The following is a 12386-nucleotide window of genomic DNA, read 5'->3' on the forward strand; positions in this document are numbered from 1 at the left end:
GCCGGGACGGGCACTAGGATTCACCTCCTCATGACTGCAACTCTCGTCGCCAAGGATCTCGCCGCAGGACACGGCGACCGCTCGCTCTTCTCCGGGCTCGACCTCGTCGTCGCGCCCGGAGACGTGATCGGTCTCGTCGGCGTCAACGGCGCCGGCAAGTCCACCCTGCTGCGGATGCTCGCCGGGCTCGACCGCCCCGACCGGGGCGAGCTGCGCCTCTCCCCGCCGACCGCGACCGTCGGCCACCTCCCGCAGGAACCGGAGCGCCGCGAAGGCGAGACCGTACGGGACTTCCTCGCCCGCCGCACCGGTGTCGCGGCCGCCCAGCGGGCCATGGACTCCGCCGCCCAGGGCCTGGCCGACGGGGCCCCCGGAGCGGACGACGCCTATGCCGTCGGCCTCGAGCGCTGGCTGGACCTCGGCGGCGCCGACCTGGACGAACGCGCCGAGGACGTCGCCGCGTCGCTCGGCCTCACCGTCGGCCTCGACCAGCCCATGACGTCCCTGTCCGGCGGCCAGGCGGCCCGCGCCGGGCTCGCCTCGCTCCTGCTGTCCCGCTACGACGTGTTCCTGCTCGACGAGCCCACGAACGACCTCGATCTGGACGGCCTCGAACGCCTCGAGTCCTTCGTCCAGGGCCTGCGCGCCGGCACGGTCGTCGTCAGCCACGACCGCGAGTTCCTCACCCGTACCGTCACCAAGGTCCTCGAACTGGACCTCGCACAGCAGCGGATCACCCTCTACGGCGGTGGCTACCAGGCGTACCTGGAGGAGCGCGAGAGGGACCGCAGGCACGCGCGCGAGGAGTACGAGGAGTACGCGGACAAGAGGTCCGCCCTCGAGGGCCGCGCCCAGATGCAGCGCAACTGGATGGACAAGGGCGTCAGGAACGCCCGTCGCAAGGCCACCGACAACGACAAGATCGGCCGCAAGATGCGGAGCGAGGCAAGCGAGAAGCAGGCGGCCAAGGCGCGCCAGACGCAGCGGATGATCGAGCGCCTCGACACCGTGGACGAGCCCCGCAAGGAGTGGGAACTGCGCATGGAGATCGCGGCGGCCCCGCGCTCCGGTTCGGTGGTCGCCACCCTCCGCGCGGCCGAGGTCCGCCGCGGTTCCTTCCGCTTCGGGCCCGTCTCGCTCCAGATCGACTGGGCGGACCGGGTGGCCGTCACCGGCGCCAACGGCGCGGGCAAGTCCACACTGCTCGCCGCGCTGCTGGGCAGGCTCACGCTCGACAGCGGCCACGCGTCACTCGGTTCGGGAGTCGTCGTCGGCGAGGTCGACCAGGCGCGCGGGCTGTTCTACGGCACGGAGACCCTGCTCGACGCCTTCTGCGCGGCCGTCCCCGAGACGGAACCGGCCGAGGTGCGCACCCTGCTGGCCAAGTTCGGCCTCAAGGCCGCCCATGTGATGCGCCCGGCGACCACCCTCTCACCGGGGGAGCGGACCCGCGCCGCCCTCGCCCTGCTCCAGGGGCGCGGCGTCAACCTGCTTGTGCTGGACGAGCCGACCAACCACCTCGACCTGCCCGCCATCGAACAACTGGAGTCGGCGCTCGACTCGTACACGGGCACGCTGCTGCTGGTCACGCACGACCGGCGGATGCTCGACGCCGTCCATGTCAACCGCCGTATCGAGGTGGCCGACGGCAAGGTGACCGAGCTCTGACACGCCGCGGCCGGGTGACCGAGGTCCGACACGCCGCGGCCGGGTGACCGGGCTCCGACACGCCGCGGCCGGGTGACCGGGCTCCGACACGTCGTTGCAAGGTGACCGGGCTCCGACACGTCGCGCCCGGGCCGGGGACGATCCCGGCCCGGGCGCGACAAAGACGTCAGCGGTTCTTCGGATCCACCAGTCCCGCCCGGCGCAGGGCGTCCGCCATCGCGCTGTTCGACGGCGCCGGGGCCTGACGCGCCGCGCCGCGCCGGTCGCCCGCGCCTCCACCGGCGCCTCCGCCTCCGCCGCGGCGCTCACGACCGCCGCCCTGACGCTGCTGCGGCGGACGGCCACCGCGCTCGCGCCGGGGCTCCTGGGCCTCGGCCGACCCCGCCGAGGCGTCGTCGTCCAGCCGCAGCGTCAGCGAGATCCGCTTGCGCGGGATGTCGATGTCGAGCACCTTCACCTTCACCACGTCGCCCGGCTTGACCACGTCCCGCGGGTCCTTGACGAAGGTCTTGGACATCGCGGACACGTGCACCAGGCCGTCCTGGTGGACACCGACGTCCACGAACGCGCCGAACGCGGCCACGTTCGTGACGACACCCTCCAGCACCATCCCGGAGACCAGGTCGCCGAGCTTCTCGACGCCCTCCTTGAAGGTGGCCGTCCGAAACGCCGGACGCGGGTCCCGGCCGGGCTTCTCCAGCTCCCGCAGGATGTCCGTCACCGTCGGCAGACCGAAGGTCTCGTCCACGAAGTCGGCGGGCCGCAGCGACCGCAGCACCGACGTGTTGCCGATCAGCGACGCCACCTCGCCACCGCCGGTCTTCACCATCCGGCGCACCACCGGATACGCCTCGGGGTGGACGCTCGAGGCGTCCAGCGGGTCGTCACCGCCGCGGATGCGCAGGAACCCCGCGCACTGTTCGTACGCCTTCGGACCGAGGCGTGCCACGTCCTTGAGCGCCCTGCGGGAGCGGAAGGGCCCGTTGGTGTCCCGGTGCGCGACGATGTTCTCCGCGAGGCCCGCGCCGATGCCGGAGACCCGTGAGAGCAACGGGGCCGACGCCGTGTTGACGTCCACACCGACACCGTTCACACAGTCCTCGACGACCGCGTCGAGCGAACGCGAGAGCTTCGTCTCCGACAGGTCGTGCTGGTACTGCCCGACCCCGATGGACTTGGGGTCGATCTTCACCAGCTCGGCCAGCGGGTCCTGCAGCCGGCGCGCGATGGACACGGCGCCGCGCAGCGACACGTCGAGCTCCGGCAGTTCCTGCGAGGCGAAGGCCGAGGCCGAGTACACGGAGGCGCCCGCCTCCGAGACCATCACCTTGGTCAGTCCCAGCTCCGGGTGCCTCGTGATGAGGTCGCCGGCGAGCTTGTCGGTCTCGCGGGAGGCGGTTCCGTTGCCGACCGCGACGAGTTCGACCGCGTGCTCCTCGGCGAGACGCGCCAGCTTCGCGAGTGACTCGTCCCACTTGTTGGCGGGGACGTGCGGGTAGATCGTGTCGGTGGCGACGACCTTGCCGGTCGCGTCGACGACCGCGACCTTCACCCCCGTACGGAAGCCCGGATCGAGCCCCAGCGTGGCGCGGGTGCCGGCCGGGGCGGCGAGCAGCAGGTCGCGCAGGTTCGCGGCGAAGACACGCACCGCCTCGTCCTCGGCGGCCGTGCGCAGCCGCAGCCGCAGGTCGATGCCGAGGTGCACCAGGATCCGGGTGCGCCACGCCCAGCGCACGGTGTCGCCGAGCCACTTGTCACCGGGCCGGCCCTGCTGGGACACCCCGAAACGGGCCGCGACGATGCCCTCGTACGAAGAGGGGCCCTCGGTCGGCTCCTCCGGCTCCAGGACGAGGTCGAGGACCTCCTCCTTCTCGCCGCGGAACATCGCGAGGATCCGGTGCGACGGCAGCTTGGTGAAGCCCTCCGAGAAGTCGAAGTAGTCGGCGAACTTCGCGCCGGCCTCCTCCTTGCCGTCCCGGACCTTCGCCCCCAGCCGGCCGCGCGTCCACATCCGCTCACGCAGCTCGCCGATGAGGTCGGCGTCCTCGGAGAAGCGCTCGGCCAGGATGGCCCGCGCGCCCTCCAGGGCGGCGGGCGCGTCGGCCACGCCCTTGTCCGCGTCGACGAACGCCGCGGCGGCGGCGTGCGGTTCGACCGACGGGTCGGCCAGCAGCCCGTGGGCCAGCGGCTCGAGCCCCGCCTCGCGGGCGATCTGCGCCTTGGTGCGCCGCTTCGGCTTGAACGGCAGGTAGATGTCCTCGAGCCGCGCCTTGGTGTCGGCGGCCCTGATCTGCGCCTCGAGCGCGTCGTCGAGCCTGCCCTGCTCGCGCACGGAGTCCAGGATCGCGGTCCGCCGCTCCTCCAGTTCCCGGAGATAGCGCAGCCGTTCCTCGAGCGTGCGCAGCTGCGCGTCGTCGAGCATCTCGGTCGCTTCCTTGCGGTAGCGCGCGATGAACGGGACGGTCGACCCGCCGTCGAGCAGCTCGACGGCCGCCTTCACCTGCCGCTCGCGTACGCCGAGCTCCTCGGCGATCCTGCCTTCGATGGACGTCGTCACGGTTGTCCGACTCGCCTTCTCGTGCTCGCTGTGCTTGAGAGTGCATTGTGCCGGGTGGCCGGGCGCCGTGTCGCGTGCCTCAGACGCGCCGTGTCCCTCCGCCGCGCGACGCGCTGTGGGACGCGCCGCCGAACAGCCGGGCGAGGAGACGGAACGGCAGCGTCACCACGGTGGCGATCGCCGAGCCGATCATGCGGAAGGCGTCTGCGATGGAGCGGAGCACAATTGACCTCCAGGTCGGGGACGTTGTGTCCGGCGGGTAGCCGTGATCGCCTCCCGCCAAACGTCCCGGCCCCGGCCCGGCCCCGGCCCGGCCCCCGGCACGAACCGTCGCCCGGGCGTCCAGGTCAGTCCTTGCCGACGAGGTCGGCGGGGAACGCGCCCGCGACGGCGGCGGTCATCAGGAAGCCGCGGCTCAGTTCGGTGAGGCGTTCGACGCCGGCCGCGCCCAGGTGCTCGTACGGTGCGCGGTCCAGGCGGTCGGTGAGCTCCTCCAGCTCGGCCCGCACCGCGGTGCCCGCCTCGGTCAACTCGCCCTCGGCGTCGAGCAGTCCGCGATCCTGGAGGCGTGCCTGTGCGGCCTCCCAGTCCGACTGGCCCCAGCCACGGGTGGAGAGGATCCAGCGCGGCGCCATGCCCTTGCCCGTGGCGGTGTGACTCACCAGCGCCTCGAGCGGGTCGAGACCGGCCGCGAGCAGGGCCGCGAGATGGCCGTCGCCACGGTGCTCACGCAGCAGCGTCGCCGCGTGCCAGTAGGCGAGATGCGGTTCGGCCGGTACGGGCAGGTCGGCGTTGGCCGCATAGAGGGGACGGGCGTGCCGGGTGCACGCCTCGGACGCGCTCAGGGCGAGCCGGGCGGCCTCCGCCATGTCGGGGGAGGAGATCACGTCCTCGCCGAGCAGCCGCCGCAGGGTGGCGTCGGCGGCGCGCAGCCGCGCCTCGAGCACCGTGCGCGGCGACGCGGTGTCCCACACGGCGGGCAGGTGCTTGGCCACCAGCTCGTGGTTGAAGTTGTAGAACGCGGCGGTCACCGCACCCGGCCCCACCGCGCCCATGGGCGCCGCCCGGCCCGCGAAGTACGCGGCCCTCGGGTCCGCCACGCCCGCGCGCCCCAGCTCCTCGGCGAAGTCGGGCGAGAACCAGACCGTCGAGCTCATCGGGTTGAGGGCGTTGTGGCAGCGGCGTCCCGCGCGGGGGTGCAGAGAGGTCATGGAGCGAGGTTAGCGACTGCTTAGTACGGGTGGAAGGGCAGGGTTTCCGAGACCGCGGGGATGGCAGGAAAGGTGGGGTTCTCGTCATTGCGGACGCGCTCAAGGATCCTGACGATGGGGGCATGACGGAGCGAACGGTGCTCGTCGTCCTCTTCGGCGACGTGCAGAGCCTTGATGTGAGCGGGCCGGTCGAGGTCTTCGAGGGGGCCCGCCGGGCCTGCGGCGACCCGTCCGCGTACCGCATCCGTACCGTCACGCTCGACGGTTCGCCGGTGCGGACGACGAGCGGCCTCACGCTGGTGCCCGACGGCAGCCTCACCGACGCCCCGGCCCCGCACACGCTCCTCGTCCCCGGCGGCGAGGGCACCGGCAGCCCCGACCCGCGGCTGATCGACTGGCTCCGGGAGAACGGGCCGCGGGCCGGACGCCTCGTCTCGGTCTGCACCGGCGCGCTGCTGCTGGCGCGGGCGGGGCTGCTCGACGGCCACCGGGCCACCACCCACTGGCGTGCCTGCCGGCATCTCGCCGACACCTACCCGGAGGTCGACGTCGAACCCGATCCGATCTTCGTCCGCGACGGGCGGATCTCCACCTCCGCGGGTGTGACGGCCGGTATCGATCTGGCGCTGGCCCTGGTGGAGGAGGACCTGGGCCGGGACGTCGCCCTCACCGTGGCCCGCCATCTCGTCGTCTTCCTGCGCCGCCCCGGCAACCAGGCCCAGTTCAGCGCCCAGCTCGCCGCCCAGACAGCCACCCGTGAGCCGCTGCGCGAGGTGCAGCACTGGGTCAGCCGGCACCCGGAGGCCGATCTGTCCGTCGAGTCGCTCGCGCACCGCGCGGGTCTCTCACCCCGCCACTTCGCCCGCGCCTTCCAGGCGGAGACCGGTACGACACCGGGCCGCTACGTCGAGCGGGTACGGCTCGAGCACGCCAGAAGGCTTCTCGAGGACACGGCCGACGGCGTCACGAAGATCTCGCGCGCCTGCGGATACGGAACGAGCGAGGCCATGCGGAGGGCCTTCGTGAAGGCCCTCGGCGTGGCGCCCGCCGAATACCGCCGCCGCTTCCGCGGCCCCGCACAGCACCCCGCACAGCGCCCCGCACGGCAACCGGCCCACTGAGTACGCACCCGACGGAAGGCAACGCCGCATGACCACGCAGATCGCCGTCCTGCTCTTCGACCGTTTCACGGCCCTGGACGCCGTCGGCCCCTACGAGATGCTCTGCCGTCTCCCCGACACCGAGGTCGTCTTCGTGGCCGAACGGACCGGGCCCTTCGCGAACGACGCAGGCGAACTCCATCTCGTCGCCACCAGGACCCTGGACGAGGTGACGGAACCCGACATCGTCGTCGTCCCCGGGGGCCCCGGCCAGGACGGCCAGATGGAGAACGAGGCGCTGCTGGAATGGCTGCGGGCCGTGGACACCACCAGCACCTGGACCACGTCGGTGTGCACCGGCTCGCTGCTGCTGGCCGCGGCCGGGCTGCTGAAGGGCCGCGAGGCGACCTCCCACTGGCTGGCCCTGGACGAACTGAAGCGGCTGGGCGCGGAGCCGACCGGGCGCCGGGTCGTGACCGACGGCAAGTACGTCACGGCCGCGGGCGTCTCGTCCGGAATCGACATGGGACTCGCGCTGGTCGGCAGGCTCGCCGGGGACGAACACGCCCAGGCGGTGCAGCTGCTGACCGAGTACGATCCCCAGCCGCCCTACGACGCGGGCTCGCCGCAGAAGGCGCCGAAGCATCTGGTGGAGGAGTTCCGCGGCGGGAGCCGCTTCATACTCCGGTAGTGGTCCCCGGGGCCCCGCCGGTGCCGTCGGGGCCGCCGGCCCTCTTGCGCTCGCCCGCCTCCTCGTTCCCGGGGGCCCTCTTGGGTTCGCCCGCCTCCTCGGGCCCGGAGGCCCCGGAGAGTCCCGCAGGCTCCAGAGCCCAGCCGAAGCGCGGCGCACGCCGCTCCAGGAAGGCGGCGACCCCCTCCTCGGTGTCGCCGCTGCCGCGCGCCTGCCGCGCCCAGTGGGCGTCCCGGTCCGTGCGACCGGCGGCGAACTCCTTCGCGGCGCACTGCGTGAGCTGCGAGCGCGACACCAGGATCCTGGTGAACTCCGCGGCCCGCCGGCCCAGCTCGTCCGCCGGCAGCACCTCGTCGACGAGTCCGGTCCGCAGCGCCCGTTCCGTGTCGATCAACTCGGCGGAGAACAGCAGGTACTTGGCGGCCGCCGGGCCCACCAGTGCCGCAAGCCGGCGGGTCGAGCCCGCCGGGTAGACGATGCCGAGCTTCGCCGGTGTCACACCGAACCGGGCTCCCTGCTCCGCGAAGCGAAGGTCGCAGGCGGCGGCGAGCTGGCAGCCGCCGCCCACGCAGTACCCGCGCACGACGGCGAGCGTCGGCTTGGGGAACGCCGCGAGTGCCTCCTCGGCAACCACCGCCAGCGCCTGGGGGTCCACGCCGGGGGTCCGCAGCGAGGAGATGTCCGCGCCCGCGCAGAAGGTCCCGCCCTCACCGGTGAGCACCAGCGCCCGTACGTCCGTCCGCGGCGCCAGTTCCGTGAGCAGCCCCGGCAGCGCCCGCCACATGTCGGCGGTCATGGCGTTCCGCTTGGCGGGATTGCTGATCACGACGGTGGCGACACCGTCCGCGACGGTGTGTCTCAGCCGGGGCGGACGCGCCTCTGGGGACTCCATGCGGCGGATGCTATCGGCCGGGGCCCGCTCCGTGATCAAGGAGGGGTCCGGCGAACGGTCTCACGAGCAGGGACGGGACCGGACGGAAGGTCGACGGGACCGGACGGAAGGTCGATAAGAGTGCTGAAACGATTTGCTTGGAGAAGCGGACAGAAGGCGGTTTCGACCAGTCGCACATCTGACGCTGTCATACGCATCCGGTCAAAAGCCGTCGATAGACATTCACTTCCGTTCAGTGGTGGGGCCCGGACCAACGGACTGCCAACACTTGTTACCCGAAGGTCAGTGGGACGAGCCGAAGGTGGGTGCCGGACTATGGAGAGCCGCGGGAGCGTGCCGGCCCGGCCGCTGTCGTACGAGGGTGTGTGGCGGTTCACCGCTCCCGCTCTCGACGTGTCCGTCCCGCAGGCCCGGCACGCCGTACGGGACCTGCTCGCCCGCCAGGGCGTGCCGGTCGCCGACGACATCGTGCAGGGGCTGCTGCTGATCGTCTCCGAGCTGGTCACCAACACCGTGCGCCACGCGGCGCTGCTCTCACCTCAAGTCGCCGTGGAAGTCGCCATCGGCACGCACTGGGTGAGGGTCTCCGTGGAGGACAACCACCCCTACCGCCCCAAGGCCCTCGAGACCGACTCCGCACAGACCGGCGGCAGAGGGCTGCTGCTGGTCCGAGAGATCACCCGCGAGGCCGGGGGTACCTGCGACGTCGAGCACACCGCCACCGGCGGCAAGATCATCTGGGCGGAGCTGCCGCTGGTGCCCCAGTTCACGGGCGGCGCGGCGACCGTGTGAGGTGCCGCGCCGCCTCGGCGCCGGACGATCGCTACCAGCCTCCGGCCGGTCCTGTCAGCTCCTTGACCGCGGGCCGCGCCGCGTCGAGCACCGTCATGAACCACGCGGAGAACGGCGCCCGGCCGTGCAACTCGGCCAGCTCGTCCGGCGTCACGAACGCCGTCTCACCGATCTCCTCGGGATCCGGCCGCGGCGGAGCCTGCACCATCCCCACGAAGAGATGGTTGAACTCCTGCTCGACCAGACCCGAATCCGGGTCGGGGTGGTTGTAGCGGACCGTGCCCGCCTCCGCGAGCAGCGAGGGCGAGACCCCCAGCTCCTCGTACGTACGCCGCGCGGCGGCCGCGAACGGCGCCTCGCCCGGGTACGGGTGGCCGCAGCAGGTGTTCGACCAGACACCGGGGGAGTGGTACTTGCCGAGCGCACGGCGCTGCAGCAGCAGCCGCCCCCGCTCGTCGAAGAGGAACACCGAGAACGCGCGGTGCAACCGCCCGGGTGCCTGATGGGCGGAGAGCTTCTCCGCCGTGCCGATGGTGTTGCCCTCCTCGTCGACCAGCTCGAGCAGGATCGCTGGTGCTGAGCCGTTCGACGAACTGGTCGCCGCGGTGGCTGGTGTGATCGGCATAACCGTCCTTCGCATCGGTCCTTCGGCCCCGCGGACCTTCCGGAGGAAGGACCCTGGGCCCCGCTCAGTCTGCCGCACAGAACGGGCTTGTCCGCACTTCGCAGGAAGCCTGGCATGTCCGCCCCGCCGCGCGCGGGCGCTGCGGGGCGGACAAGTCCGTCAGACCCCGAAGGCCGCCGGATACCGGACCGTGCCGTCCGGTACCTCCCCGGAGCCGTCCAGCGCCAGCAGCATCAGGGCCTCCTCCGGCACCTCGAAAGATGTCCTGATCCCGTGTCCGGAAGCGACCTCGAACCCGAACCTCGGGTAGTACTCCGGGTGTCCGAGGACGACAACGGGTCCCTCGCCGCGGGCCCGTGCCGCGTCGAGCACGGCCCTGACCACCGCCTGCCCCGCACCCTGCCGCTGATGACGGGGCGCGGTCGCCACCGGTGCCAGCGCCAGCGCCGGCGTGCCGCCGATCCGGCACCGGGTGAGCAGCGCGTACGCCGCGAGGGATCCGTCGGCCGCCTCCGCGACGTACGACAGGCCGGGCAGCCACGCCTCGCCGTCGCGGCGCAGCGCGTCCACCAGATCCGCCTCGTGGGCGGTGGGGAACGCGGCGGCGTTGACCTCGTGCACCGCCCGGACGTCGGCGGCCGTCTCGGGACGTGTGAGCCAGCGGGGATCACGGGGCCGCAGGACGTAACCGGTGTATCCGTACTCGGATCCGTGCTCCCGGCGCACGGCGATCTCCTCGCGGGTCGCGGCGAGGGCCTCGGCCATGCCGGGTGCACCGGGGTCCGCCGCGTCGGCCCGCGCGCCCAGCGGGCCGTAGTACTCGTCCCAGTCACTCGAAGGCTGCCGGTACACCCCGAGTACGTCGTAGCCGGCCGCGACGGCCGCCGAGCAGTTCTCCGCGGTGGTGCGCAGCGCGTAGTGCCGGTCCCAGAATGCGCGGGCCCCGGCCGACGGTGCCCCGCCGGTCCACTCGCACTCGGTGACGACGAGGCAGCCGCCGGTGGAGGTCCCCCCGCGCCCCGGGGCGGCTGGAGGTGAGAGCAGCGGCCGCCACTTCTCGAGCGCGGTGTCGAAACCGATGCTGTACGCCGAGCTCTCCGCCCAGACGAGGTCGAACGAGCCGTCGGCGAGACCGGCGTCGGCGAGTGCGCCCATGTCGGCGCGGACGGTGCGGATCGTGTCACCGAGGCCGCGCGCCGCTGCCCCGCGGCGCAGTTCCTCGAGGAACGGTTCGTGCAGATCGACCGCCGTCACCACCGCGCCGGTCCGCTCGGCGAGCAGCAGGGCGGAACGGCCGGGGCCGCAGCCCAGGTCGAGCACCCTCGGACGCGAGGGCAGCGGGCCCGCCATGGCGAGCAGCCGCGCGGAGGTGTCGTCGGAGCCGGGGCCCTGCCGCGGAAGGCCGTGGTGCAGGGCGAAGAAGGCGTCGTGCAATGCGTTGTCGGACAACGTCGGAAACCCTTGTTCGAAAGGGGCTCCGGCCGATGTGGGCGATCGGGCCGGTGGAGACCGGACCGGATCGGGTCAGAGTCGGACGGAGGCCCGGAGGATGAGGAAGGACCGGGTGCTGCGCGGGGCAGCCTCCACTGCGGCGGTCATCTACCTCAGCTCCTCTCAAGGGCGGTGGGACATGATCGTCTCTCGGAAGACCCTAGCAGCAGCCGTGGCGTCAGTGGCAGAGCCGGGCCTCGTGCTCCGCGTGACCGACGGGCTCCAGCTGGAAGGTGCAGTGCTCCACGTCGAAGTGCGCACCGAGGCAGCCCTGGAGGTCGTGCAGCATCTTCTCGTGCCCCACCGAGTCCAGCGCGTCCTGACTGACCACCACGTGGGCGGAGAGCACCGGCATGCCGGAGGTGATCGTCCACGCGTGCAGGTCGTGCACGTCCTCGACGCCGGGCAGGGCCAGTATGTGGGCGCGCACCTCGCTCATGTCGACGCCCTTGGGGGCCGACTCCAGCAGCACGTTCAGCGTCTCCCGCAGCAGCCGCCAGGTGCGCGGCACGATCATCACGCCGATGGCGAGCGAGGCGATCGGGTCCGCGTACTGCCACCCGGTCGCCAGGATGATCCCCGCGGAGACCAGTACGGTCACCGAGCCGAGCGCGTCCGCCAGGACCTCCAGATAGGCGCCGCGGACGTTGAGGCTCTCCTTCTGCCCCCGCATCAGCAGGCTCAGCGAGACCATGTTCGCCGCCAGGCCGACGAGCGCGAAGACGACGGTCAGGCCGCCGCGGGTCTGCGCGGGCTCGATGAAGCGCTGCACCGCCTCGTAGAGCAGGAAGCCCCCCACGCCGAGCAGCAGGACACAGTTGGCGAGCGCCGCGAGGATCTCGGCACGGGCGAATCCGAAGGTGCGGTTCTCACCCGCCGGGCGGTTGGCGAAGTGGATCGCCAGCAGGGCCATGGCGAGACCCACGGCGTCCGTCGCCATGTGCGCGGCGTCGGCGAGCAGCGCCAGTGAACCGGACAGCACGCCGCCGACGATCTCCAGCACCGTCACACCGAGTGTGATGGCGAGCGCGATGCGCAACCGGCCTCTGTAGGCCGCGGCCGCGGTTCCCGTCGGCGGCGGACCGCCGTGGGTGTGCCCGTGGTCGTGCCCAGCCCCCATGTCGGTGCCCTTCGTCTGTCGCGCATACCTCGGTCGGACCCAGTGAACTACGGGCGGGGGGTATCGGGCAACACGGCACTGAACACCGTTGTCATATGCTCTGACCTGCTGAAATCGGATCGGCGCCGTGCATCGCACCGGTCGGCCGGGAGACCGGCGCGACGTCGCGGTTTGGAGGCGGGGCGCGGATCGACCATGATGATCTCCGGGGGCCGCCAGGGCGTGAACGGCCGGTGAAC

At 72.3% G+C, this 12386-nt stretch carries 10 protein-coding genes and 1 pseudogene; 4 read left to right on the top strand and 7 right to left on the bottom strand.

Annotated features, from left to right (window positions below; genetic code table 11):
- The first annotated feature begins 30 nt into the window (after window positions 1-30).
- Window positions 31-1668, top strand: coding sequence for an ABC-F family ATP-binding cassette domain-containing protein (locus ACFYV1_RS05850; RefSeq protein WP_389394100.1), 1638 nt, complete (start codon window positions 31-33; stop codon window positions 1666-1668).
- A 166-nt stretch (window positions 1669-1834) separates the two neighbouring features.
- On the opposite strand, the gene ACFYV1_RS05855 is transcribed toward ACFYV1_RS05850, so the two are convergent.
- The 3 genes from ACFYV1_RS05855 to ACFYV1_RS05865 all read right to left on the bottom strand — a co-directional run bounded on the left by ACFYV1_RS05855 (window position 1835) and on the right by ACFYV1_RS05865 (window position 5436).
- Entirely contained in the window at window positions 1835-4225 is a 2391-nt protein-coding gene (locus tag ACFYV1_RS05855; RefSeq protein WP_389394101.1) for a Tex family protein, read from the bottom strand.
- A gap of 79 nt (window positions 4226-4304) precedes the next feature.
- On the bottom strand, window positions 4305-4448 hold the full coding sequence (locus ACFYV1_RS05860) for an LPFR motif small protein (RefSeq protein WP_389394102.1): 144 nt from the start codon (window positions 4446-4448) through the stop codon (window positions 4305-4307).
- A gap of 124 nt (window positions 4449-4572) precedes the next feature.
- Complete coding sequence (locus ACFYV1_RS05865) at window positions 4573-5436, bottom strand: hypothetical protein (RefSeq protein ID WP_389394103.1); 864 nt, start codon at window positions 5434-5436, stop codon at window positions 4573-4575.
- 122 nt (window positions 5437-5558) lie between these two features.
- On the opposite strand from ACFYV1_RS05865, the gene ACFYV1_RS05870 reads away from it, so the two are divergent.
- On the top strand, window positions 5559-6557 hold the full coding sequence (locus ACFYV1_RS05870) for a GlxA family transcriptional regulator (RefSeq protein WP_389394104.1): 999 nt from the start codon (window positions 5559-5561) through the stop codon (window positions 6555-6557).
- A 28-nt stretch (window positions 6558-6585) separates the two neighbouring features.
- Window positions 6586-7227, top strand: a complete 642-nt coding sequence (locus ACFYV1_RS05875; RefSeq protein WP_389394105.1) for a DJ-1/PfpI family protein — start codon at window positions 6586-6588, stop codon at window positions 7225-7227.
- A 133-nt stretch (window positions 7228-7360) separates the two neighbouring features.
- On the opposite strand, the pseudogene ACFYV1_RS05880 reads toward ACFYV1_RS05875, so the two are convergent.
- Window positions 7361-8119: pseudogene (locus ACFYV1_RS05880) on the bottom strand (enoyl-CoA hydratase/isomerase family protein); the annotation flags it as partial.
- Between the two features lie 315 nt (window positions 8120-8434).
- Here ACFYV1_RS05880 and ACFYV1_RS05885 point away from each other — a divergent pair.
- A complete protein-coding gene (locus tag ACFYV1_RS05885; RefSeq protein ID WP_389394106.1) occupies window positions 8435-8911 on the top strand; it encodes an ATP-binding protein in 477 nt (158 codons plus the stop codon).
- Between the two features lie 31 nt (window positions 8912-8942).
- On the opposite strand, the gene idi is transcribed toward ACFYV1_RS05885, so the two are convergent.
- The 3 genes from idi to ACFYV1_RS05900 all read right to left on the bottom strand — a co-directional run bounded on the left by idi (window position 8943) and on the right by ACFYV1_RS05900 (window position 12147).
- On the bottom strand, window positions 8943-9536 hold the full coding sequence (gene idi, locus ACFYV1_RS05890; protein ID WP_389394107.1) for an isopentenyl-diphosphate Delta-isomerase: 594 nt from the start codon (window positions 9534-9536) through the stop codon (window positions 8943-8945).
- Between the two features lie 159 nt (window positions 9537-9695).
- On the bottom strand, window positions 9696-10985 hold the full coding sequence (locus ACFYV1_RS05895) for a GNAT family N-acetyltransferase (protein WP_389394108.1): 1290 nt from the start codon (window positions 10983-10985) through the stop codon (window positions 9696-9698).
- 220 nt (window positions 10986-11205) lie between these two features.
- Window positions 11206-12147 carry a cation diffusion facilitator family transporter gene (locus ACFYV1_RS05900; RefSeq protein WP_389394109.1) on the bottom strand — a complete coding sequence of 314 codons (942 nt, stop codon included), beginning with the start codon at window positions 12145-12147 and terminating at the stop codon, window positions 11206-11208.
- Window positions 12148-12386 lie beyond the last annotated feature (239 nt).

The sequence above is a fragment of the Streptomyces sp. NPDC003023 genome (genome assembly GCF_042888225.1).
Taxonomy (GTDB): domain Bacteria; phylum Actinomycetota; class Actinomycetes; order Streptomycetales; family Streptomycetaceae; genus Streptomyces.